The organism is Nocardia sp. NPDC059154, assembly GCF_042755705.1.
Classification (GTDB): Bacteria; Actinomycetota; Actinomycetes; order Mycobacteriales; family Mycobacteriaceae; genus Nocardia.
Map to the genome: position 1 here is coordinate 41,946 of NZ_JBHZCS010000044.1, position 22,136 is coordinate 64,081.

The following is a 22,136-nucleotide window of genomic DNA, read 5'->3' on the forward strand; positions in this document are numbered from 1 at the left end:
CTCCGGCCGATCTTCGGTTGCTGTCCGTCCGGGGCCGTCCCCGGAACGCACGCAGACTACAGCGATTCCGTGTCGATTGGTGGGGTGGCATTTGAACCCGTGACATGGGACGGTACGTTGGTTAGGCAAACCTCATAGACGAGGCTGGGCAAGCGAAAGGACGGTCATGACGGCGGCTCGATGGAAACTGGTCTCCGGTGCGCTGGCGGCGATCGCGGTGCTCGGCGCGACCACTGCCTGCTCCAGCTCGTCGAAGAACGACAACGAGATCCTGGTCTACAACGCGCAACACGAATCCCTCACCAAGGAGTGGGTGGACGCGTTCACCAAGGACACCGGCATCAAGGTGACCCTCCGCAACGGCGGTGACACCGACCTGGGCAACCAGATCGTGGCCGAGGGCAAGAACTCGCCCGCCGACGTCTTCCTCACCGAGAACTCCCCGGCCATGGCGCTGGTCGAGAACGCCGGCCTGTTCTCCGACGTCGACAAGGACACCCTGGCCCAGGTGCCGGACCAGTTCCGCCCGTCCACCGGCAAGTGGACCGGAATCGCCGCGCGCTCCACCGTTTTCGTCTACAACACCGCCAAGCTCCCGGCCGACCAGCTGCCCAAGTCGCTGCTGGATCTGCAGCAGCCGCAGTGGAAGGGCCGCTGGAGCGGTGCCGCCTCCGGCGCGGACTTCCAGGCCATCGTGGCCGCCCTGCTCGCCCAGAAGGGCGAGGACGCCACCAAGGCGTGGCTGAAGGGCATGAAGGACAACGCGGTCACCTCGCAGAACAACACCACCGTCATGAAGGGCGCCAACTCCGGCCAGTTCGAGGGCGGCGTGATCTACCACTACTACTGGTACCGCGACCAGGCCAAGACCAAGGAGAACAGCGGCAACACCCAGCTGTTCTACTTCAAGAACCAGGACCCGGGCGCGTTCGTCTCCATTTCCGGTGGCGGCGTGCTGAAGTCGAGCAAGAAGCAGGCCAACGCCCAGAAGTTCCTGGCCTTCATCACCTCCAAGCAGGGCCAGGAGGTGCTGCGTGACGGTGACTCCATGGAGTACCCGGTGGCCGCCGACGTCGCGGCCAACCCGGCGCTGCCGCCGCTGGCCTCGCTCGACGCGCCCAAGATCGACCCGAGCAAGCTGGACGCCAAGAAGGTCACGCAGCTCATGACCGAGGCGGGTCTGCTCTAACCGTGGCTGTTCGGACCGCTGTACCCACCCCGGCCGCGAAGGACCTGCCCAGCAGGGTCTCTCGGGCGCTGACCAGGATGGTCCCGAGTGCATCGGCCATCCGGCCCGGGGCGATCGTCACGATCGCCGCCCTGCTCATGGTGGCGGCCACCTTCGTGCCGCTGGGGTACATCGTGTCCACGCTGGTCTCGACCGGATGGCACGAGACCGCACAGCTGGTGTTCCGCCCACGCGTGGCCGAATTGCTGCGCAACACCGCCGAACTGGTGGTGCTGACCGTGCCGATCTGCGTGGCGCTGGGCATCGGCCTGGCCTGGATCGTGGAACGCACCGACGTGCCGGGCGCGGCCTGGTGGGGCCCGATCTTCGCGGCCCCCCTCGCGGTTCCGGCCTTCGTCAACAGCTACGGCTGGGTCAGCGCCATCCCCTCGCTGCACGGGCTCTGGGCGGGGGTGCTCGTCTCGACGGTCTCGTACTTCCCGCTGGTGTACCTCCCGGCGGCGGCCACCCTGCGGCGGCTGGATCCCGCCGTGGAGGAATCGGCCCGGGCCCTCGGCTCCGGGCCCGTCGCCGTCTTCACACGCATCGTGCTGCCGCAGCTGCGGCTGGCGATTCTCGGTGGCGGACTGCTGATCTCGCTGCACCTGCTGGCCGAGTACGGCGCCTTCGCCATGATCCGATTCGACACCTTCACCACCGCCATCTTCCAGCAGTACCAGTCCAGCTTCGCGGGCGCGGCGGGCAGCACGCTCTCGGGCGTGCTGGTGGTGCTGTGCCTGGTGCTGCTGGCCGGTGAGGCCACCGTGCGCGGCCGGGCCCGCTACGCCCGGATCGGCGGCGGCGCGCAGCGGGGCGCGAACCGGATTCGCCTGGGCCTGGCCAAGATTCCCCTGTTCGCGCTGCTGGCCGCCGCGCTGGCGGCGACGCTGGGCGTGCCGCTGTGGACCATCGGCCGGTGGCTGAAGATCGGCGGCTCGGCGGTGTGGAACACCACCGATATCGGCGAATCTCTCGGTCAGACCATCGGTTTGGCCGCCACCGCCGCGGTGATCACCACCCTGTGCGCCTTCCCGGTGGCCTGGGTCGCGGTGCGCTCCACCTCGCGGTTCGCGCGGATCATCGAGGGGGCCAACTACATCACCAGTTCGCTGCCGGGCATCGTGATCGCGCTGGCACTGGTGACCGTGTCGATTCGCTGGCTGCCCGTGCTCTATCAGACGGCCGCGACCATCCTGGCCGCCTACACGCTCATGTTCCTGCCTCGCGCGCTGGTGAGCGTGCGTGCCGGGCTGGCGCAGGTGCCGGTGGGGCTGGAGGAGGCCTCGCAGGCGCTCGGAAAATCCCCGGCCGCCACCTTCTTCCGCGTCACCCTGCGGCTCACCGCGCCCGCGGCGGCCGCGGCGGCGGCCATGGCGTTCGTGGCCGTGGCCACCGAGCTGACCGCCACCCTGCTGCTGGCCCCCAACGGCACCAACACCCTCGCCATGCAGTTCTGGCAGCTGTCGGGCGAATTGGACTACGCGGCCGCCGCGCCGTACGCGCTGATCATGATCATCGTCTCGGTGCCGGTCACCTATCTGCTGTTCACCCAATCCAGGAAGGCGGCGGGACTGTGAGTCGTCTTGTCGTAGACCAGGTTCGCAAGACCTTCGGACAGGCGCCGGTGCTCGACGGCATCAGCCTCGACGTCGCCGACGGCAGCGCCACGGCGGTGGTCGGATCCTCCGGATGCGGCAAGACCACGCTGCTGCGGGTAATCGCCGGATTCGAGAACCCGGACGCCGGATCGGTGTCCGTCGGCGGGGAAACCATTACCCGCCAGGGCTTCTCGGTGCCGTCGCACCGGCGCAGAATCGGCTACGTGGCACAGGACGGGGCGCTGTTCCCGCACCTGACGGTGGGGCAGAACATCGCCTACGGGCTCGGCGGGGGACTGGGTGCGCGGCGCAAGCACCGGCAGCACGTCGCCGAACTGCTCGACATGGTCTCGCTCGACCCGTCCTACGCGGATCGGCGGCCGCATCAGCTTTCCGGCGGCCAGCAGCAGCGCGTCGCCCTGGCCCGCGCCATGGCCCGCAAACCCGATCTCATGCTGCTGGACGAGCCCTTCAGCGCCCTGGACACCGGACTCCGCGCCGCCACCCGGCAGGCCGTCGCCGAGACCCTGCGCGCCGCGGGCATGACCAGCATCCTGGTCACCCACGATCAGGAGGAGGCGCTGTCCTTCGCCGATCAGGTCGCGGTCATGTGCTCGGGCCGGTTCACCCAGGTCGGCACGCCGGAGCAGGTGTACGCGGCCCCCGCGGACCTGTTCACGGCCGGATTCCTCGGCGACACAGTGCTTCTCGACGCCACCATCGGCACGGAGACCGCTCAGACCGTGCTCGGCCGCATCTCGGTGCAGGTGAACGCGCCGACCGGTGCGGGCGCGGTCATGATGCGGCCCGAACAGCTGCTGGCCCGGGCGGCCACCGACGGTCGCGCCGGCTGCGCCACCGTGCGCGCCCTCGAGTTCCGGGGTGCGGATGTCCTGCTCACCCTCGACCTCGACGGCTGCCCCGAACCTGTCCAGGTGCGCCGGGTGAGCGTGGACGCGCCCACGGTCGGCGACCGGGTCGAGCTCGAAGTCCTCGGCGCGGCAGTCGCATTCACCGCCGAGCAGTGCGCCGCCGCCGGCCGGACAACCGGCGCGGCCGCCGTGAGCCGGGTCGGCGCGGTCTCCGCGGTCTGAGCGATCGGCCCGTCCGGCCGGTCGGAATGTGACCGATCGGACCGGGGAGTCCCTATAGTGGCGCGGAGGCCGAATCGTCGGCCGCAGAGGCGAACTGCCTCAGCTCGTCCCGAAGGAGACAAGGTGCGCCGCACGCTGCTCGTCACATCCGCTCTCGCCGCCGCGTGCGCCCTGGCCCCGCTCGCGTCCGCGGAACCGCCCGCCGATCCCGCGGTGAAGGTGCAGGCGGTCTACGGCCCCGAGCAGTTCCCCATGGCGGGCGTGGCCGCCGACATCGCGCCCTGCGGCGGCGGCGCGAATGTGGCGACTCTCACCACGGGCGTCGACGGCACGGCCGTCTACAACGGCGCGCTCGGCTGCTACCGGGTTCAGGTCAGCACCCCGATCGGCTGTGCGCTGGACAGTGATCCGGCCGTTCAGGTCACCTCGGTGCCGGGCGTCACCCCGCCGGCGACCTTCCGTTTCCGCTGCGCCTGACGGTCTCCCGGGCCTGCTCCCCGGCCCGCCGAAGGACTGTGACCGACTCCACTTCTCAGGGTTCCCACATACCGCAGCTGTTAGTGTCGCGAGAGATAGCTGCTCGTTATTGCTGTAACGCGGAAGGCGTCGCATCACCGAGGGAGTAGGTGACGAAATGGGCGCGAGGTTCGCGTTGGCAGACCCGCCGGGCAGGACCGCGCCCCTGGCGCTGCGACGCTACGCGGTTCCGATCGAGGCGATGGCCGCCCTGCTGGGCGCGGCGGTGGCCGGACTGCTGCTCATGGCCCCCCTCGATCTGGGCTGGACCTCCGAAGGCCCGGTGCTGCAGCTGGATCTGCTGGTGCTGAACATGCCGCGCGCGGCCGCCGCCGGCGCGGCGTTCGCGGTGGTCTCGGCGGCGCTGGTGGTCGCGCTCGGGCGCAAGACGGCCTGGATCGCCTCGAGCGGCAGCGCGGTGGTGCTGGTGATCGACCAGCTGTGGAACCGCGACGCGGCGATCCCGGGAAACCTGACCACGGCCAACTACATCGACTCCATCTTCAGTGGCATCCTGCTCGGGGCGCTCGCGGTCGCGGTATTCGGCAAACCCATCGCGACGGGCGCATACCTGATCGGCGCCCTGTCCGCGATCCTGATCGCCGACCAGACCTCGCTGCCGCCCACGGGCGGCCGGGGCAATCCCCTCACCGAATGGGCGTCGACCGGAACGCCGCCGGCGTGGCTGCTCGTGCTGGCCGGTGCGCTGCTGGTCGCGGGGATCGCCGTCCAGCAGCCGGAACCGGCGGGCGAACACGAGAACACCGATCTGGCGATGGGCCCGATCCTGTCCGCGCTGATCCTGGTCACCGCGACCACACTGTCGACGCAGTGGTTCGTGCAGCACGCCGGCACCGTCGCACAGGCCGGGGTGGCCGCGGCCATCACCATCGGCGCGGCGCTGGCCGCGGCGCTGCTGCTGCCCGGGCGCGAGGGCACCCTGGTGCTGCTGACGGTGGCGGTGGCCAATGCGGGCAGCGCGATCATCGCGGTGCCCCGGCCGGATTGGACCGCACCATTCCCGGTCCTGGCCGTGGTGGCCGGGCTGGCGGTGGGACGCCGATGGCGCACGCCCTGGATCGCGCTGGCCGCGACCGCCGGGCTGGCGGTCTTCGCGGCCGGCACCGCGGGCATCGCGCACCAGTACGCGGTGATCCCGGTGCTCGGTGTGATCCTCACCGCGCTGGCCATCGGCTTCTGCTTCGGCGCGGCGGTCCCGAAGACCGCCGGCAGCGCCGTGGTGGCGCTCGCCGTACTGGTGGTGCCGTGCCTGGTGGTGGCGCTGCGGGGCAGCAGCTTCGGCCGGGTCGCCTACTCGCCGCGCTGGTATCGGGATCCGCACGGGGCGGTCTCCGCGATGCCCGGCACGGTGGCCCTGGTGATCACCCTGGGCTGTGCGGCCGCGCTGTACCTGCTGTGGCGGATCCGATCCCCACGGGCCGTGGCCGCGCCGGAACCCGCTCTCCCGCCACGGGTGATCGTCATGCCCGATGGGGCGCGGAACGTCTTGCCGCAGGGCTAGTCTGGCCGCATGGCCGACAAGTCACCGGTGGACCCGACGATCGATCTCCTGGAACGGGCCGTCGCCCAGATCGGCGATGTCATCGCCGCCGTCACCCCGGACCAGGCAGCCCTGCCGACGCCGTGCGAGGACTGGCACGTGCGCGGGCTGCTGGACCACATCGTGGGCCAGATCCTGCGCGACTTCACTATCGCGGCGCGCGGCGAGATGCCGGACTGGGGCGCACCGCCCGACCCGGTCGGCGCGGACTGGGCCGCCGAGTTCCGCACCCGCGCGCAGCCGCTGCTCCAGACGTGGCGCGCCGCCGATCCGGAGCGGCTGGTGCCCGGCATGGGCGGGGAGGCCCCGCTGCGCGGTCGCGCCGATCAGCAGATCACCGAATTCGCCATGCACGCCTGGGATCTCACCCGGGCCACCGGTCAGGGCCGCACCCTGGATCCGGAGCTCGCCGAGCATGGCCTGGCCTGGTCCAAAAAGCTGCTGAAGCCCGAATTCCGCGGTCCCGGAAAGGCTTTCGGGCACGAGGTGCCGATCGCCACCGACGCGCCCGCCTACGACCGGCTGGCCGCTTGGTTCGGTCGCGATCCGGGCTGGCAGCCCGCGGCCTGACCGCCTACCGGCCGAACCGGGTATCCACCCAGGCCAGTGCGTCATCGAACGACGCGTCGAGCACGCCGCGGTGGTCCGCGCCCGGATAGCTGTGGTACTGCACGGGCTGACCGCCCGCGCGCTGCTGCACCACCATGGCGTCGGTGGCGAGCGCCGGCACCGTGGTGTCGGCGCGGCCCTGCAATACCAGCAGCGGCTGCGTCAAAGTCAGTGCGCCGGGGTCGTTGTCGTTCAGCACCCGGATCAGTGCGGAGATGTCCCCGTCACGGTTGAAGACGTCGTCGGCGGTGCGGCCGCCCCACGAATCCTGTTGCCGCAGCCGGCCGATGCATCCGGTATCGGCTTGGGCGAGCATGGATTGCGCACGAGGCGTGAGGAATCGGGCCGGATCCAGCGGCGTGACCGTCTGCGCGCCGCGAATGATCAAGGGCAGGAACGATACCGCGCTGCCGGTGAGTGGCGGCCGGGTGCGCGGTGCGCACGGCCGGCTACAGCGGGCGTATCGGGGATGGATCGAAAACGGATCGCGGATCTATGAATTCGCCCCCGCACCATTCCGATCGGCAGAAGCCACCCGGATCCAGCAGAATGCGAGCCCCGCCCATGTCCACCGCGTACCACATCGTCACCGTCCTGGCCGCCCTCTGGGTGGGCTTCTCGGCCGTCTCCCTGCTGCGCAAGGCCAAGTTCGTGGCCGAGCCCCTCGCCGAGTACGGCGTCCCCGAATCCTGGTGGCCGTGGCTGGGCCTGGCCAAGGCAGCCGGCGCCATCGGCCTGATCGCCGGGCTGTTCTACCCGCCGCTCGGCGTCGCGGCCGCCATCGGCATCGTGCTGTACTTCACCGGCGCCATCATCACCATCGTCCGCGCCAAGTCCTACGGCCACGTCCCGTTCCCCATGACCTACATGGTCCCGGTGATTGCGGCCATGGCCCTGGAATACGCGGCCTGACCGCCTAGTGCGTGACCGGCACCGTCGAACGCGGTGCCCGGCCGGCCGCCCTCGGCGCCCGGGTCATCGCCGAGATCGATTCCAACGCAGCGGAATTCGACATCATCCTGGAGTCGATCGGCGGCGGCACCTTCGCCGCGGCCTGAAACCTCTGATCGTGGCCCGAAAACGCGCTCGCGGTGTCCGGCTGCCTCCTGCACAACCGGACACCGCGATGCACAGTTACTACCTTTGCTCCCGAGTCCTCGAATCGGAATCCCAATCGGTCACGATGGCACGATAAGTCAGTCATTCGGTGCCGAAACGGCCCGCCGCTCCCGCGAACGAGTAAGGCCCCGACCGTGATCCACGGTCGGGGCCCTACTGTGGTGCCCTCGGCAGGATTCGAACCTGCGGCCTTCTGCTCCGGAGGCAGACTTTGCCCGGTCAGAGGGGTGTTCGATCGTTCAGCGGAGTCTCGTACTGTCGGCGTGCCGTCCCTGTGTGTCCGCCTGCGTCTCTGTCACATGTGACAGCTATGTGACACTCTGGGCTGGAGGCCATTGCGGACGTACTGCGGGCAGGCTTCAAAACACGTTCTTGTCGTGGTGCCCGGCGCGGATCGCTTTGAACTGGTCGATAATCTCGCCTTCAGTGAGTGTCCCGTTAGGGTCTTGCTGCTTGAAGATCAAGTCCTGTAGTGCGTCCCGAGACTCCATGAAACCGCGCCATTTCTGCTGCGGCTTCATCCAGGTGTCGAGTGCGGTGAGCACGGCAACGAGAATGGCGAGCCAGGGTACCGCGGAGAGGACGTGTCCGGAATGGAGGTTGTCCTTCGCTGCTACGACCGCGGATGCGGTGATAAGGATTAGACGGCTCGCGTAGTAGGTGACGGCGTAGTAGACCGTGCCATGTTTCCAGTTGGTGAGCTCTCGGTTCATCTCGGCCGTCAGCGTTTGGTTGCTTCCAATTGCCACGCGACAAGTGTGAGCGGTTCGTTTGGTAGCTGGAGCAACATTCGGCTGATAGGTGTCTGAAGACTTCTTCTTCCCTGCTTCCTCATACTGGCCGCTCTCAGCGGAAGGAGGGCGGGTCAAGGATGGCGAAGCCACCGCGTAGCGGACACCGAAGGTGGTCCTTGACGCGTCCTCCTGGAGCGAGACAATCGGGCCATGAGGAGGCAGGGGTTCCCGGTGTCGAGTGCCTCGCTATCCGGACCGGCGGGAAGGACGGGGCCGTGACCGGATAGCGGGCTGATCGGGGCCGGTCCTGGAGCCGGCGGCGGTGGCGGCTCGCTGTCGGCGTCGTTGCCGATGGACCGGGGGAGCGGGGGCCGAAGCCCCCCGGGCGGCTTCGTGGCAAGCGGCAGAGCCGTGCGGCAGCTCGTTGGTGATCCACCTCGGGAATGCGCCAGCACTCGACTCGGTGAGGCGTGATCGACTCGGCATCCTCACCCGATCAGGCTGGGACTCGCACGCGCAGGAGGAGCCGGGGGAGCTCCCTTCCCTGATCCTGTTCCCTATCCCCTCGCGGAAGTTGTTGGCCTGGAGAGCGATTCAGCACCTTTGCGGCGTGCTGGCGTGTGCCGCAACGCGCCGACGCACCGCGCGACCGAGCGCAGCGAGGGAGTGCGGTGTGCGGCGTTAGCGCGGGGCGGCGCGCGCATGCGCGCCGCTCTTGAGTCTGTATAGCTAAATTAGGCAAAGCGACGACATCGCGACGGGGATGACCATGGAGACGGGAACGGCTGGGGCTCCTGCCTGCTGAGAACGTGGGCGGAGAATCACAGTCGTGACGGTGAGAATTGGCCTACGGATGTGCGACAGCGATGGTCTTATCGTCGTGGCGCTTTGATCGAGGCTGGAGCTGTCCATGAGGATCGTGATCGGCTTCCCAGCGTTGGCATCGATCGAGAAGACGATCAAGATCGTCGGAATTCATCCGAGCGATCTGTGGCCACGAGACGTGCAGTGGCTCCAGAGGTGTGGATGCTCCGTCTGTGGCTAGCACGGCCCATTCCACCTCCTCGATCGGGTAGTGGGCGGTAAGAGCGTGATAGGCGGCCTCCGGGTCGGCTTCAGCTATCCAGTAGCCATCATCCCGATTCCGGCGTGATCGCTGCTTGCGCTGGAGCTCTTGGAGCAGGCTGCGATGGATCTCGTCGTAGCCCGTTCCGCTCGCGAGTCGTTCTCGGTACCCCTGAGACTCAGGCAAGTTGAGCTCGGCGAGTCTGGTGTCACTGAGAACGTCGAACGATCCGTTGATGCGGCCGATGGCGATCGGGGAGTCTCCGAGGACAAGGGCGTCCACGGCTCCGCAGTTGGTTCGAACGATCGCAACAGTGCTGGATGGTGCATTGCCGGGCTGCAAGCTCAGTCGTTCTGCGGCGGCCTCGATTGACTCGGCGAGGATGGTCCGGAGATCTCGACCAGAGTCAAGGCGGTCGCGGAGTTCGCCGCCGAGGACATCGACGTATGTTCCCGCTGGCGGCATCTCGGGATCATGCGCGGTTGCGCCGTCTAGTACGACGACACCGCCTGACGTGACGAATAGCCGGTCTTCGTCGGGCTGTGCGGCGAGCTGTGCGGCGGCTACGTCCATGAGGCTTCCATGTAGGGGCCGACAATGAGTCGGCTATCGGTGACGGCAAAGTCAGGATCGAAGTCGCATTCGACTACGCCGCTGACGAACTCCGCGGTGAGGCTGAATACCTCGGCGAGATGCTGGTCGAGCCACCGGGCTACACCTCCTGAGCCGACGCTGGTGATGCCAGCGATGTGGACGATGGCTCGGCCGGCATCCGTTCTCCGGGAGAAGTACCCGATGTCTGTCCGGATCGAACTGTCACGCCGATAGGGCGAGCTGTGGCGCTGGCCGGTCTTGGCGTCGGTGATCCACCAGCCTTCGTCTGTTCGCTCGAAGTCAAGTACCGGGTCGGTGTCCAGGAGGCGGCGTGCGACTGGAGCTGACTTGGGTCCGCAGATGATCACAGTGTCACCCTCTGGGAGCTCCTCACGATCAGGATCGATGGCAAATCGGTTGGTAGCCAACGAAAGTCGTAGCAGTGTGGCTTCGACTGCCTCCTGTGTGGCCTGGTCGTTGGCGTCGAAGAACGGTCGCTCGCGCCCCTCTTCGAACCCGATTCGCCGGGGGATACCAACAGCAACGGGGCCTACCCCGAAGAACGCGCGCTCAGGCTGTGGCGCGGTGGACCGGATCTGGCTGATGCGGCCCTTCGTGATCCCGAGCTGATCGGCGATCTCTGTGTAGCTCAGGCCGCCCCGATGGGCTTCTTCGATCGCGGCCTTTCGAAGTCTTGCTAGCTCGGTGGCCCGCTGCTGATAGATGGTCATCAGCGCAGACGCTCGCTGGCCACGTCGGATCGGATCCGGGTCGTTCCGGACCTGTTCGAAGTCATCAGCGTTGGCAGCCACGGCGTGAGTTTAGAGCCCCTTTACGACAGGTCGCCTTCGGGTGTATCTTCAGTGTTTATACCTCCTAAATCGACCCGCTGACACTGCGGACCAAGAGTTTAGGGGGTGTAAACAGGGAAAACGTGACCAGGGGGTCATCATGCAGGTTCGGGAGCGTTCGTCAGTTACTGCGGTTCGTCCGCCTCGTCTGAACTCGGTCGGCTGGTGCTTCCTCTGCCTCCGTCGGTGGTGTGAGGATCCGAAATGCATTGCTGCGCACCAGGACACGATCTGGGGTCCGTGCGATCGGTGCGGCGGGACCGGGGTCCAGGGCAACTCGAACTGCCTGTGCACGGACGGCCTGATCGAATATCCGACTCGGGCCGAGGCTGATCGGGCGTGGGCGGACGCTGCCTCGATGCTGTCCCCTCTGGATGAGCCGGTGGCGGAGGTCCCTGCTGTCCGGGAGGTATCGGTGTTCGGTCTCCCTGTCGAGTGGATCAACGGGAAAGCTCACGAGGTTTTCGACATCGACGATCCGGCGCAGTGGTTCTGACGTGACAGCCGCTGTCATGAGGGCCGTTACGAAACCTGCGGCCGCACAAGGCGTTACGAAACACGCGGAGAGCGACCAGGCTCGGCTGAAACAGTTGGTCGCCTCCCAGGACTTCCTGGAGATCGCAGCGTCGGCGGCCGACAAGTTCGGTTCCTGCCGCAAGCCGATCGCGATGTGGATGACCAACCACGTGACAGGGGAGCGCAAGGCGATCGGTGCGGCGTGTGGCAACACTCTGGAGTCGGTGTGCCCGGCGTGCTCGAAACGCAAGCGTGCCATCCGGATTCAGCAGTGTCGGGAGGGCTGGCACCTGGACCAGGAACCCGAGATCGAGGAACGCCCGGTCACTGAGCTTCAGCAAGATCTGGTGTGTGCTCGCTCGTCGTTGTTTGCGGACTATCAGCAGGCCAAGAAGGACGGCGACACCGAACTCATGGCCGGTATCCGTGAGATCGTGGCCGACCTGGACAAGGAGCTCCGCGAGAACGGGGCGCGTCGGTTGCCGCCGTTGGACGCTCCGGGGAAGAAGCGCCGGCGCTCTACCCGTCGTCTTCAGGAGGCCCCGAACCTGCCGCGTAAGAAGGTCGAACGTCGCACGATCGGGGCGACCTTCGCGGAGGGCAAGTACCGGCCCGGGATGTTCGCGACTCTGACGATGGACAGCTACGGGCGTGTGCACCGGGACGGCGCAGTGAACAAGAAGGGCGAGGTGTGCGGGGACGGTTCCCCGGTCGATCCGGACTCCTACGACTACGTGCGGGCGGCCCGGGACATCATTCACTTCTCGGCGCTGTTCAACCGCTGGACCCAGAATCTACGGCGGGCGTTGGGCTGGAACGTCCAGTACTTCGGCACGGTGGAGCCGCAGCGGCGGGGAGCTCCGCATGTGCATCTGCTGCTGCGTGGTGCGATCCCGAACGAGGTCCTGCGGCAGGTCACTGCGGCGACCTTCGTGCGGGTGTGGTGGCCCCACCACGATCAGGAGATCTACACGGGCGCGAACATGCCGGTCTGGGACTACCAGGCGCGGACGTTCGTGGATCCGAAATCCGGTGTGCCCCTGCACCAGTGGGAGGACGCTCAAGACATCCTGGATTCGTGTGACGAGATGGAACCGGCGCATGTGATCCGCTTCGGTGAGCAGATCAAGCCCAAGGGCATCGTGAAGGGCACCAAGAAGGCCGATGCCGCGATCGGCTACCTGGCGAAGTACCTCACCAAGTCGGTGGCCGAGATCCTCGAGCCGCCGAACCAGCGCACCGCGGAGCACTACGAACGCCTGCATGCGGAGTTGCTGCGAACGCCGTGCTCGGATCACTGCCCGGTGTGGCTGCGCTACGGCATCGTGCCGAAGGGCGTGAATTCGAAGACTCAGCCGGGCCACTGCCGCAACAAGGCCCACTCGCGGGACTCCCTCGGCGTGGCCGGTAACCGTCAGTTCGTCTCGAAGCTGTGGACGGGCAAGACCCTGAAGGATCACGCGGCTGAGCGTCGCGACTTCGTTAAGCAACTCCTTGAAGGCGTGGGCATGACTCCGGACGAGGCGGACGGCTGGGACCCGGACGAGGTGACGGTGGTGGTGGCCGAACCGGGTGACCCGACCGTCCCGCCTCGTGCTCACCTGATCATGTCCCTGCTCGCTCAGAAGCAACGCCAGCGCGCCCAGGTGTTGATGGCGCAGATGTCGGCGGGACCACCAGGGGGAGAAGCGGTTAAGCAAGTTCCGGCGGCATAGGAGGGAGACAAGACATGTCGCAGCTATTGACCGAACAGGAAGTTCGGAAGCGGATTCCGATCGGGCACAGCAAGTACTACGAGCTGATCGTCTCGGGTGAGCTGCGCTCGGTGAAGATTGGCCGTCGTCGGTTCGTGACCGAAGCGGCTGTGGTCGAATACATTTCGAGGCTGGAAGCCCATGGGTAGGCAGCAACTGCCGCCGCAGATCACCAAGCTGACGGTGACCGATCGCCGGACGAAGAAGCCGGTGGTCCGGTACTCGATGGTCGCTGATGCCGGCCGAGATCCGGAGACGGGCAAGCGGATTCAGGTGCGCCGGCGCTTCCGGACCGAGCAGGAGGCCCGGCATGCGCTGGCGGAGATCCAGGACCAGGCGGCCAAGGGCTCCTACGTCGCGCGGCGTGACATGACGGTGGCCGAGATCATCGACGACTGGGAGACGAGTCTGCACTGGGCTCGGCCGACCACCTTGGCGGGCTATCGCTACAACCTCGCGCCGATCCGGGAACGGTACGGCTCGCTGGAGCTCCAGAAGCTGAGCCGCAAGCACCTCGATGAACTGATCGTGGCATTGCGTGCGGGGGGCACAGTGACCGCCAAGGGGCGGGTGCGTCGGCCCTGGGCTCCGCGGTCGCTGAACCGGGTTGTCGGCACGATGGAGATGGTCCTCGACTACGCGCGGGATCGGAAGCTGGTGGCTCAGAACGTCGCTGAGCCGATCAAGTCGATTCCGCGGCGGCGCAGGAAGCCGGACACCTACACCGAGGACGAGGTGCGGCGAGTGCTGGCGAGTGTGGCCGAGGACCGGAACGAGCATGTCTGGTACCTGGCGCTGCGGGGCCTTCGGCGCGCCGAGCTGGGTGGGCTGCGGTGGCGGAACATCGATTTCGAGGCCCGGACGCTGACGGTGGAGATCGGTCGGGCGGCGGCCGGTGGGAAGGCCGTGGAGGACACTCCGAAGACGGAGAGCTCCGAGCGGACCCTTCCCATGGACGACGACATGTGCGAGGTGCTGAAGCGGGCCTCCCGGCGCCAGGCGGCGGACAAGCTGGCGGTGGGGGAGAGCTACGGCGCCGGCGGGTACGTGGCGTGTGACGAGGCGGGCCGGCCGTACCACCCGGACACCCTGACGCATCGCTGGGCCAAGGTGGCGAAGGCGGCCGGTGTTCGGCATATCCGGCTGCATGACTGTCGTCACACTGCGGGCACCACGATGCATCTGCGGCATGTCCCGATCGCGGTCATCGCGGCCTGGCTGGGCCATGCGGATGCGAGCTTCACTCAGCGGACTTACGCCCATTCGCAGGCCGATGCGCTGGCGGCTGCGGGCCGAACCTTGGGGGAGGTTGTGACAACTCGTGACACTGAGGCTGGATAACCCCGGAGACGCGAATGGCCCCGACCTGGAAGTTGGTCGGGGCCAAACAGTTTCGCGTGCCCTCGGCAGGATTCGAACCTGCGGCCTTCTGCTCCGGAGGCAGACGCTCTATCCCCTGAGCTACGAGGGCGGGGATGGTCCCGTCCGGTCTCCCGGTCGGGCTGGGACAGCGTATCGCATCGCTCGCGCTGCGCCAAAAACGAACACGGACCGGGCGTTTCTGTGCCCGGTCCGTGTTCGTCGGAGGTGCTCGGTCAGTTCATCGGCAGTGGGGAGACCTTGCGCTCGGCCAGCATCTGGGTCATCAGATCGGCCTCGCTCTTCTGGGTCTTGGCCATGCTCTCGGCCAGCGAGCGCACCGCGTCGGTGTCCGCGCGCTGGGCGGCGTACTCGATCATCGGCATGCCGCCCTGGTGGTGGCGCAGCATGAGCTGCAGATACAGCGCGTCCAGGGCCGGGCCGGTGGCCTGGCCCAGGGCGGCCATCTCCTGATCGGACGCCATGCCGGGCATGGTCTGCACCGCACCGGAGTGCATGGCGGTGCCGGAATGCTCGTGCGTGGACATGTCCGTCATCCAGCCCATGTAGCCGTCGGAGGAGAGGAGCGGTTTGTCCCACTGCTGCAGCCAGCCCTGCATGCGGCCGGCCTGATTGGCCTGCGTGGTGAGGATGTCGTAGGCGAGCCGCTTCACCGCCGGGTCCGTGGTCCCCGACAGCGCGACGCCCGACATCTGCACCGCCTGCGCGTGATGCACCGACATGTCCTGGGAGAAGCCGACATCCACCGCGCCCGGCGTCTCCGGGCCGTGGTGCATGGCATTGCCCACCAACAGTCCGGCCATGAAACCGATGAGCAGCACCGCGACCACCCCGATCGCCAGCAGGGCGGGCTGCTGATTGCGGCGTGTTTGCGGCACCGGTTCAGCGGCGGGATCGGGCTCCGAGCTGCGATCTGGAATGTCGGACATGAACGGCGGCACTACTGGGTCGGAGCCGGCTGATCCGGCTGGGTCGGGCCGTCGGTCGGGGCCGGGATGGACGGGATGCCGCCGGGCAGGCTCGTGCCATCGGTGGGCAGACCCGGCACGCCGTTCGGGAGACCCGGGATACCGCCGGCGGGCATGCCCGGAATACCGCCGCCGCCACCCAGCTCACTCGCATCCTGCTGCAGGCCCTTGCCGTCCATCGGCACCGCGTCGGGGCCGGGCGGGGTCGGGTCGAAGGCCGGCGGGTTGTCGGTGTTGAAGGTCGGGTTCGCGCAGTCCGCGCCGACCTCCGGGTAGGCGTACTGGTTCAGGCGCAGCGCGGTGATGAACTCGCCGACGCGCTTGTCGTCGGCGCTGTTCAGCTTCAGCTGGTGACCCCACGACTGCAGGGAGATCGGGGTGTCCAGGCCGGGGTAGGGCGACATCAGGCTGTAGGGCTTGCCCTTGACCTTCGACTTCAGGGTGTCGATGCCGGCCTGATCGACCTTGTCCGGGTTGTAGGCGATCCAGATCGCGCCGTGCTCGAGCGAGTGCACCGCGTTCTCGGTGCGGATCGCCTTGGCGTACACCACGCCGGTGCAGACCGCCCACGAGCCGTCGTGCGGACCGCCGAAGGGCGGGGACTGGTCGTAGTTCACGCGCTGGGTGGCCGCGACGTGCATGCCCGCCGCGTAGTCCTTCTTCACCACGCCCGGAATCTGATCCGAGGGATCCTTCTTCTGGGCGGACGGCGTGTACTTGTCCTGCTCCTGCTTGTCCTGGATCTTGGGCACCAGCACCCAGGCGATGCCGCCGATAAGGGCGAGGATGCAGACCACGGCCCCGATCATGAGCCACGGAATCTGACGCTTACCGCCCAGGCTGCCCCCGCGACCGCCCTTCCTGGACGATCCGGCCGACTTGCCCGCGGCCTTGATGGCCTTGGCCGACTTGGCACTGGTCTTGCTCGGCATGCTTGTTGTGCTCTTTTCGACGTGTCGGACAATCAAACGACGCGGCCGCATCGTTTGCTGGGCACCTGCCCGGTGGTGCCCGCTCGCGGCGTTCACCTGCTCAGACCATAGGATAGTGACTCGTGACTCCAGCTGACCTTGCAGATCTCCTTCGGGCTACCGCAGCGAAGGTACTTGTCGAACGCGGATCAGACCCTGCGATCCTGCCCGACGAGGTCAAGGTGGAGCGTCCCCGCAACCCCGAGCACGGTGACTATGCCACGAATGTGGCCATGCAGGTAGGCAAGAAGGCGGGAATGAACCCCCGCGATTTCGCGACGTTGCTGGCCGAGGCGCTGTCGGCCGCAGAGGGCGTCGAGGCCGCCGAAGTCGCTGGACCCGGCTTCCTGAACATTCGCCTGGCCAAGGCCGCGCAGGGCGCGATCGTCGAGAAGATCCTCGAGGCCGGTGCGAAGTTCGGCACCGCGGACGCTCTCGGCGGCACGAAGATCAACCTCGAATTCGTCTCCGCCAACCCGACTGGCCCGATCCACCTGGGTGGAACCCGCTGGGCCTCGGTCGGCGACGCGCTCGGCCGGATCCTGGCGGCCCAGGGCGCGGACGTGACCCGCGAGTACTACTTCAACGACCACGGCGCGCAGATCGACCGCTTCGCCAACTCGCTGGTGGCCGCCGCGCTGGGACAGCCGACCCCCGAGGACGGTTACGCGGGCGCGTACATCAACGAGATCGCCGACACCGTCGTGAAGGCCAACCCGGGTGTGCTGGAACTCCCGGAGGCCGAGCGGCACGAGCTGTTCCGCCGCGAGGGCGTCGAGCTCATGTTCGCGCACATCAAGCAGACGCTGCACGACTTCGGCACCGACTTCGACGTGTACTTCAACGAGAGTTCGCTGTTCGCCTCCGGCGCGGTCGAGCAGGCCATCGAGACGCTGAAGGCGTCCGGCAAGCTGTACGAGAAGGACGGCGCCTGGTGGATCGCCTCCACCGAATACGGCGACGACAAGGACCGCGTCGTCATCAAGAGCGACGGCAAGTCCGCCTACATCGGCGGTGACATCGCCTACTTCCAGAACAAGCGCTCGCGCGGTTTCGATCTGTGCATCTACATGCTCGGTGCGGACCACCACGGCTACATCGGCCGTCTCAAGGCCGCCGCGGCCGCGTTCGGCGACAACCCGGACACCGTCGAGGTGCTCATCGGCCAGATGGTGAACCTGGTGAAAGATGGCGCCGCCGTTCGCATGTCGAAGCGCGCGGGCACCGTCGTCACCCTCGACGACCTGGTCGAGCAGATCGGCGTGGACGCGGCGCGGTACTCGCTGGTGCGCTCCTCGGTGAACTCCAGCATCGACATCGACCTGGACCTGTGGACCCGGCAGGACAGCGAGAACCCGGTCTACTACGTGCAGTACGCGCACGCGCGCACCAACCAGATCCTCGGCAACGCGGCCGCGTTCGACTACGCCTCGGTGACACCGGATTTCGCGCTGCTGACCGATGACCGCGAGGGCGCGCTCATCCGCACGCTGGGCGAGTACCCGCGCGTGGTGGCCACCGCCGCCGAGATGCGGGAGCCGCACCGGGTCGTGCGCTACCTCGAGGAACTCGCCGGGGCCTACCACCCCTTCCAGTCCGACAAGACGCTGCGCGTCATCCCGCAGGGCGACGACGTGGTCACCCCGCTCAATGCCGCTCGCCTCGAGCTGGTCAAAGCCACCCGTCAGGTTCTCGCCAACGGCCTCGGCCTCCTAGGCGTCAGTGCACCGGAGCGTATGTAGATGAGTGCCCACCCCGCAGGACCCCGCCACGCGGACATCCCGCACGCGCCCACGCTCGCCGAGCGTCCCAGCGCACCCGCGCAGATGATCGAACTGCCGGCGAATGTGTGGCCGCGCAACGCCTCTCGCGACGCCGACGGCGTGGTGCGGCTGGCGGGTGTGCCGGTGCACGAGCTGGCCGCCGAGTACGGCACCCCGCTGTTCGTGATCGACGAGGACGACTTCCGCTCCCGCTGCCGCGACATGGTCCGCGCCTTCGGTGACGGCGCGCGAGTGCACTACGCCTCCAAGGCATTCCTGTCCGGCGAGGTCGCCCGCTGGATCCGTGACGAGGGCCTGCACCTGGACGTGTGCTCCGGCGGCGAGCTGGCGGTGGCGCTGCACGCCGGCTTCCCGGCCGAGCGGATCGCCCTGCACGGCAACAACAAATCGGTGCCCGAGCTGGAGATGGCGGTCGGGGCGGGCGTCGGCGACGTGGTCGTCGACTCGCTGATCGAGATCGAGCGCCTGGAGGCGGTGGCCAAGCGCGCCGGCCAGGTGGTGGACGTGCTGATCCGCGTCACCGTCGGCGTGGAGGCCCACACCCACGAGTACATCTCGACCGCGCACGAGGACCAGAAGTTCGGCTTCTCCATCGCCGGCGGCGACGCCATGCAGGCGATCGCCCGGGTCTTCGAGTCCGACAATCTGCGCCTGGTCGGCCTGCACTCGCACATCGGCTCGCAGATCTTCGAGATCGACGGCTTCGAGATCTCCACCCGCCGCATGCTGGGCCTGCTGCGCGAGGTCGCCGACAAGTTCGGCATGGAACGCGCCGAACAGATGCACGTGCTGGATCTCGGTGGCGGCCTGGGCATTTCGTACCTGCCGCACGAGGATCCGCCGGCCCTGGACGGCTTCGCGGCCAACCTGCGCCGCATCGTGGCCGAGGAGGCCGAGCGGGCCGGGCTGCCGGTGCCGACCATCGCGGTCGAGCCGGGCCGCGCCATCGCCGGTCCCGGCACCGTCACCCTCTACGAGGTCGGCACCATCAAAGATGTTGTGCTCGACGGTGGTAATCGCCGACGCTATGTGAGCGTCGACGGCGGCATGAGCGACAACATCCGCCCCGCCCTGTACCAGGCCGAGTACGACTGCCGCCTGGTCTCGCGCTCCAGCGAGGCCGGTCCGGTGGTCGCGCGAGTGGTCGGAAAGCATTGCGAGAGTGGGGATATCGTCATCCGTGACACCTGGCTCCCGGCGGATGTGGGCCCGGGCGACCTGGTGGCGGTGGCCGCGACCGGCGCGTACTGCTACTCGATGTCGAGCCGCTACAACATGCTCACCCGGCCCGCGGTGGTCGCGGTGCGAGATGGCAAGGCGCGCTTGATCCTTCGCCGCGAAACGGTGGAGGACCTACTCAGCTTGGAGGTGAAGGCATGACCGAGAACAGAAACGGCGGCGTGTGGGGACAGGATCATCCCATTGGCGTGGCCGTCCTCGGCATGGGCACGGTCGGCACCGAGGTGGTCCGCATCATTCGTGACCACGCCGACGACCTGTGCAGCCGGGTCGGCGCTCCGGTCGTGCTGCGCGGTGTCGCGGTGCGCGACCTGAGCAAGGACCGCGGCCTGCCCGCCGAGCTGCTCACCACCGATGCCGAGGCCCTGGTCACCCGCGACGACGTGGACATCGTGGTCGAGGTCATGGGCGGCATCGACCCGGCCCGCGACCTGATCAAGTCCGCGCTCACCAAGGGCAAGTCGGTGATCACCGCGAACAAGGCGCTGCTCGCCGACTACACCGGCGAGCTGGCCGCCGCGGCCGAATCCAACCGTGCCGACCTGTACTTCGAGGCCGCCGTCGCCGGGGCCATCCCGGTGATCCGCCCGCTCATCCAGTCGCTGTCCGGCGACCGGGTCAACCGCGTGGTCGGCATCGTCAACGGCACCACCAACTTCATCCTCTCGGCCATGGCCGAGACCGGCGCGGACTACGGCGACGTGCTGGCCGAGGCCACCCGCCTGGGCTACGCGGAGGCCGACCCGACCGCCGATGTCGAGGGCTACGACGCCGCCGCCAAGGCCGCCATCCTCGCCTCCGTGGCCTTCCACACTCGCGTCACCTCCGGCGATGTGTACCGCGAGGGCATCTCCAAGATCACCTCCGAGGATCTGGAGACCGCGGCGGCCGTGGGCTGCACCGTGAAGCTGCTGGCCATGGCCGAGCGCGTCACCGACGACGGCGGCAAGGAGAAGATCTCCGTGCGCGTCTACCCCGCCCTCATCCCGCGCAAGCACCCGCTGGCCGCGGTCAACGGCGCGTTCAATGCCGTGGTCGTGGAGGCCGAGAACGCCGGCCGGCTGATGTTCTACGGTCAGGGCGCCGGCGGCGCGCCGACCGCCTCGGCCGTCATGGGCGATCTGGTGATGGCGGCGCGCAACAAGTTCTACGGCGGCCGCGCTCCGGGCGAATCGGTCTATGCTGAGCTGCCGATCGCTTCGATCGGCGACACCCCGACCCGCTACCACGTGAACCTGCAGGTGGCCGACCGCACCGGTGTGCTGGAAGCGGTCGCCGGGGAATTCGCCAAGCACAGTGTGAGCATCTCGACGGTCCGGCAGGAAGGCCACGACGTCGGTGCTCGCCTGGTCGTGGTGACCCACCATGCGCAGGAATCCGCGCTTGCGGATACCGTTGCCGCATTGGCCGAACTGGACTCCGTCACGTCCGTGACCAGTGTTCTGAGATTGGAAGGCACCGAGGAATGAGTGCAACCGCACGCGCGACAGCCGTGCATACGCCGTGGCCGGGTCTGATCGACGCCTACCGCGATCGGCTCGCGATTCCCGCTGACTGGGAAGCCGTCACTCTCTTCGAGGGCGGCACCCCGCTGGTGCCCGCGCATCACCTCTCCGAGCTGACCGGCTGTGAGGTGTACCTCAAGGTCGAGGGCGCGAACCCGACCGGTTCCTTCAAGGACCGCGGCATGACCATGGCCATGACGGATGCGAAGTACAACGGCAAGACCGCCGTGCTGTGCGCCTCCACCGGCAACACCTCGGCCTCGGCCGCGGCGTACGCCACCCGCGCCGGTCTGCACTGTGCGGTGCTGATCCCGTCGGGCAAGATCGCCATGGGCAAGCTGGCCCAGGCGGTCATGCTGGGCGCGAAGATCATTCAGGTGGACGGCAACTTCGACGACTGTCTCGAGCTGGCCCGCAAGGTCACCGCGGACTTCCCCGAGGTCGGCCTGGTGAACTCGGTCAACCCGGCCCGTATCGAGGGCCAGAAGACCGCGGCCTTCGAAATCGTGGACGCGCTGGGCAAGGCGCCCGATGTGCACGTGCTGCCGGTCGGCAATGCGGGCAATATCACCGCGTACTGGAAGGGCTACAGCGAGTACCACGCCGACGGCATCACCAGCTCGCGCCCGCGCATGCTGGGTGTGCAGGCCGCCGGCGCCGCGCCGCTGGTCAACGGCGCTCCGGTCGCGAACCCGGAGACCGTGGCCACCGCCATCCGGATCGGCGCACCCGCGTCGTGGAACGGCGCCATGAACGCCAAGACGGAGTCGGGCGGCGCGTTCCGCGCGGCCACCGACGAGGAGATCCTGGCGGCGTACCACCTGGTCGCGGCCAAGGAGGGCGTGTTCGTGGAGCCCGCCTCCGCCGCTTCGGTGGCCGGTCTGCTGGCCGCGCGCGCCGAGGGCTGGCTGGATTCCGGCCTCACCGTGGTCTGCACGGTGACCGGCAACGGCCTCAAGGATCCGGACAACGCGCTCAAGGGCATGCCCGAGGTGACGCCGATCGCGGTCGACCCGGTCGCCGTGGCCCACGAACTCGAGCTGGCCTGA

At 67.9% G+C, this 22,136-nt stretch carries 22 protein-coding genes and 1 tRNA gene; 16 read left to right on the plus strand and 7 right to left on the minus strand.

The annotated features are described in order from the left end of the window. Positions 1-166 precede the first annotated feature (166 nt). The 6 genes from ACFXN1_RS32075 to ACFXN1_RS32100 all read left to right on the plus strand — a co-directional run bounded on the left by ACFXN1_RS32075 (position 167) and on the right by ACFXN1_RS32100 (position 6,567). Positions 167-1,189, plus strand: a complete 1,023-nt coding sequence (locus ACFXN1_RS32075; protein ID WP_379402859.1) for an iron ABC transporter substrate-binding protein — start codon at positions 167-169, stop codon at positions 1,187-1,189. 77 nt (positions 1,190-1,266) lie between these two features. After that, complete coding sequence (locus ACFXN1_RS32080; RefSeq protein WP_379441233.1) at positions 1,267-2,805, plus strand: ABC transporter permease; 1,539 nt, start codon at positions 1,267-1,269, stop codon at positions 2,803-2,805. Next, the gene (locus ACFXN1_RS32085; RefSeq protein ID WP_379441214.1) at positions 2,802-3,920 is read left to right on the plus strand and encodes an ABC transporter ATP-binding protein; all 1,119 of its coding nucleotides are present in this window, start codon (positions 2,802-2,804) and stop codon (positions 3,918-3,920) included. The genes ACFXN1_RS32080 and ACFXN1_RS32085 overlap by 4 nt, the downstream gene beginning before the upstream one ends. Positions 3,921-4,043: 123 nt before the next feature. Further along, positions 4,044-4,397, plus strand: coding sequence for a hypothetical protein (locus ACFXN1_RS32090; RefSeq protein WP_379441216.1), 354 nt, complete (start codon positions 4,044-4,046; stop codon positions 4,395-4,397). A 157-nt stretch (positions 4,398-4,554) separates the two neighbouring features. Continuing rightward, positions 4,555-5,958: a hypothetical protein gene (locus tag ACFXN1_RS32095; protein ID WP_379402856.1), complete on the plus strand. Its 1,404-nt coding sequence runs from the start codon at positions 4,555-4,557 to the stop codon at positions 5,956-5,958. A gap of 9 nt (positions 5,959-5,967) precedes the next feature. Then, the gene (locus ACFXN1_RS32100) at positions 5,968-6,567 is read left to right on the plus strand and encodes a TIGR03086 family metal-binding protein (protein WP_379441218.1); all 600 of its coding nucleotides are present in this window, start codon (positions 5,968-5,970) and stop codon (positions 6,565-6,567) included. Between the two features lie 4 nt (positions 6,568-6,571). On the opposite strand, the gene ACFXN1_RS32105 is transcribed toward ACFXN1_RS32100, so the two are convergent. Then, positions 6,572-6,994: an alpha/beta hydrolase family protein gene (locus tag ACFXN1_RS32105; RefSeq protein ID WP_379441219.1), complete on the minus strand. Its 423-nt coding sequence runs from the start codon at positions 6,992-6,994 to the stop codon at positions 6,572-6,574. 176 nt (positions 6,995-7,170) lie between these two features. Between ACFXN1_RS32105 and ACFXN1_RS32110 the strand changes: the two genes are divergently transcribed. Together ACFXN1_RS32110 and ACFXN1_RS32115 are read left to right on the plus strand one after the other, a co-directional pair. Continuing rightward, positions 7,171-7,518 (plus strand): DoxX family protein, encoded by a 348-nt coding sequence (locus ACFXN1_RS32110; protein WP_379402852.1) that lies wholly within the window; start codon positions 7,171-7,173, stop codon positions 7,516-7,518. 11 nt (positions 7,519-7,529) lie between these two features. Beyond that, positions 7,530-7,664: a hypothetical protein gene (locus ACFXN1_RS32115; protein ID WP_379441220.1), complete on the plus strand. Its 135-nt coding sequence runs from the start codon at positions 7,530-7,532 to the stop codon at positions 7,662-7,664. A 420-nt stretch (positions 7,665-8,084) separates the two neighbouring features. Here ACFXN1_RS32115 and ACFXN1_RS32120 read toward each other — a convergent pair whose 3' ends face one another. The 3 genes from ACFXN1_RS32120 to ACFXN1_RS32130 all read right to left on the minus strand — a co-directional run bounded on the left by ACFXN1_RS32120 (position 8,085) and on the right by ACFXN1_RS32130 (position 10,931). Next, positions 8,085-8,474 carry a hypothetical protein gene (locus tag ACFXN1_RS32120; protein ID WP_379441221.1) on the minus strand — a complete coding sequence of 130 codons (390 nt, stop codon included), beginning with the start codon at positions 8,472-8,474 and terminating at the stop codon, positions 8,085-8,087. Positions 8,475-9,306: 832 nt separating this feature from the next. Then, on the minus strand, positions 9,307-10,098 hold the full coding sequence (locus ACFXN1_RS32125) for a hypothetical protein (RefSeq protein ID WP_379441223.1): 792 nt from the start codon (positions 10,096-10,098) through the stop codon (positions 9,307-9,309). Continuing rightward, positions 10,089-10,931: a sigma-70 family RNA polymerase sigma factor gene (locus tag ACFXN1_RS32130; RefSeq protein WP_379441224.1), complete on the minus strand. Its 843-nt coding sequence runs from the start codon at positions 10,929-10,931 to the stop codon at positions 10,089-10,091. The genes ACFXN1_RS32125 and ACFXN1_RS32130 overlap by 10 nt, the downstream gene beginning before the upstream one ends. A gap of 397 nt (positions 10,932-11,328) precedes the next feature. Between ACFXN1_RS32130 and ACFXN1_RS32135 the strand changes: the two genes are divergently transcribed. From ACFXN1_RS32135 to ACFXN1_RS32150, 4 genes are read left to right on the plus strand one after another with little or no spacing between them, the layout of a single operon-like run. Next, positions 11,329-11,466 carry a hypothetical protein gene (locus tag ACFXN1_RS32135; RefSeq protein ID WP_379441226.1) on the plus strand — a complete coding sequence of 46 codons (138 nt, stop codon included), beginning with the start codon at positions 11,329-11,331 and terminating at the stop codon, positions 11,464-11,466. 16 nt (positions 11,467-11,482) lie between these two features. Next, positions 11,483-13,201, plus strand: a complete 1,719-nt coding sequence (locus ACFXN1_RS32140; protein ID WP_379463738.1) for a replication initiator — start codon at positions 11,483-11,485, stop codon at positions 13,199-13,201. Positions 13,202-13,215: 14 nt separating this feature from the next. After that, positions 13,216-13,389, plus strand: coding sequence for a helix-turn-helix domain-containing protein (locus tag ACFXN1_RS32145; protein ID WP_379441229.1), 174 nt, complete (start codon positions 13,216-13,218; stop codon positions 13,387-13,389). Next, entirely contained in the window at positions 13,382-14,581 is a 1,200-nt protein-coding gene (locus ACFXN1_RS32150; RefSeq protein ID WP_379441231.1) for a tyrosine-type recombinase/integrase, read from the plus strand. Before ACFXN1_RS32145 ends, ACFXN1_RS32150 begins: the two co-directional genes overlap by 8 nt. Positions 14,582-14,638: 57 nt before the next feature. Here the strand turns inward: ACFXN1_RS32150 and ACFXN1_RS32155 are convergent. From ACFXN1_RS32155 to ACFXN1_RS32165, 3 genes are all read right to left on the minus strand, one after another. Next, positions 14,639-14,711, minus strand: a tRNA-Arg gene (locus ACFXN1_RS32155). Between the two features lie 124 nt (positions 14,712-14,835). Next, entirely contained in the window at positions 14,836-15,549 is a 714-nt protein-coding gene (locus tag ACFXN1_RS32160) for a DUF305 domain-containing protein (RefSeq protein ID WP_379402851.1), read from the minus strand. Between the two features lie 11 nt (positions 15,550-15,560). Further along, positions 15,561-16,520 carry a DUF3105 domain-containing protein gene (locus ACFXN1_RS32165; RefSeq protein ID WP_379444136.1) on the minus strand — a complete coding sequence of 320 codons (960 nt, stop codon included), beginning with the start codon at positions 16,518-16,520 and terminating at the stop codon, positions 15,561-15,563. A 122-nt stretch (positions 16,521-16,642) separates the two neighbouring features. Here ACFXN1_RS32165 and argS point away from each other — a divergent pair, with 122 nt between their 5' ends. The 4 genes from argS to thrC are packed head-to-tail and all read left to right on the plus strand — an operon-like array spanning position 16,643 to position 22,136. Further along, positions 16,643-18,301 carry an arginine--tRNA ligase gene (gene argS, locus ACFXN1_RS32170; RefSeq protein ID WP_379390880.1) on the plus strand — a complete coding sequence of 553 codons (1,659 nt, stop codon included), beginning with the start codon at positions 16,643-16,645 and terminating at the stop codon, positions 18,299-18,301. Then, on the plus strand, positions 18,302-19,723 hold the full coding sequence (lysA, locus tag ACFXN1_RS32175; protein ID WP_379402849.1) for a diaminopimelate decarboxylase: 1,422 nt from the start codon (positions 18,302-18,304) through the stop codon (positions 19,721-19,723). It begins immediately after the preceding gene. After that, complete coding sequence (locus ACFXN1_RS32180) at positions 19,720-21,051, plus strand: homoserine dehydrogenase (protein ID WP_379402848.1); 1,332 nt, start codon at positions 19,720-19,722, stop codon at positions 21,049-21,051. Before lysA ends, ACFXN1_RS32180 begins: the two co-directional genes overlap by 4 nt. Beyond that, positions 21,048-22,136 (plus strand): threonine synthase, encoded by a 1,089-nt coding sequence (thrC, locus tag ACFXN1_RS32185; RefSeq protein ID WP_354849517.1) that lies wholly within the window; start codon positions 21,048-21,050, stop codon positions 22,134-22,136. Before ACFXN1_RS32180 ends, thrC begins: the two co-directional genes overlap by 4 nt.

Bases quoted from the DNA above. Each gene is read 5' to 3' on its own strand.
- ACFXN1_RS32075 (WP_379402859.1), top strand. From the start codon at position 167: ATGACGGCGGCTCGATGGAAACTGGTCTCCGGTGCGCTGGCGGCGATC.
- ACFXN1_RS32165 (WP_379444136.1), bottom strand. From the start codon at position 16,520: ATGCCGAGCAAGACCAGTGCCAAGTCGGCCAAGGCCATCAAGGCCGCG.
- thrC (WP_354849517.1), top strand. From the start codon at position 21,048: ATGAGTGCAACCGCACGCGCGACAGCCGTGCATACGCCGTGGCCGGGT.
- ACFXN1_RS32080 (WP_379441233.1), top strand. From the start codon at position 1,267: ATGGTCCCGAGTGCATCGGCCATCCGGCCCGGGGCGATCGTCACGATC.
- ACFXN1_RS32180 (WP_379402848.1), top strand. From the start codon at position 19,720: ATGACCGAGAACAGAAACGGCGGCGTGTGGGGACAGGATCATCCCATT.
- ACFXN1_RS32095 (WP_379402856.1), top strand. From the start codon at position 4,555: ATGGGCGCGAGGTTCGCGTTGGCAGACCCGCCGGGCAGGACCGCGCCC.
- ACFXN1_RS32160 (WP_379402851.1), bottom strand. From the start codon at position 15,549: ATGTCCGACATTCCAGATCGCAGCTCGGAGCCCGATCCCGCCGCTGAA.
- ACFXN1_RS32140 (WP_379463738.1), top strand. From the start codon at position 11,483: ATGAGGGCCGTTACGAAACCTGCGGCCGCACAAGGCGTTACGAAACAC.
- ACFXN1_RS32145 (WP_379441229.1), top strand. From the start codon at position 13,216: ATGTCGCAGCTATTGACCGAACAGGAAGTTCGGAAGCGGATTCCGATC.
- ACFXN1_RS32150 (WP_379441231.1), top strand. From the start codon at position 13,382: ATGGGTAGGCAGCAACTGCCGCCGCAGATCACCAAGCTGACGGTGACC.
- ACFXN1_RS32135 (WP_379441226.1), top strand. From the start codon at position 11,329: ATGCTGTCCCCTCTGGATGAGCCGGTGGCGGAGGTCCCTGCTGTCCGG.
- ACFXN1_RS32110 (WP_379402852.1), top strand. From the start codon at position 7,171: ATGTCCACCGCGTACCACATCGTCACCGTCCTGGCCGCCCTCTGGGTG.
- lysA (WP_379402849.1), top strand. From the start codon at position 18,302: ATGAGTGCCCACCCCGCAGGACCCCGCCACGCGGACATCCCGCACGCG.
- ACFXN1_RS32125 (WP_379441223.1), bottom strand. From the start codon at position 10,098: ATGGACGTAGCCGCCGCACAGCTCGCCGCACAGCCCGACGAAGACCGG.
- ACFXN1_RS32100 (WP_379441218.1), top strand. From the start codon at position 5,968: ATGGCCGACAAGTCACCGGTGGACCCGACGATCGATCTCCTGGAACGG.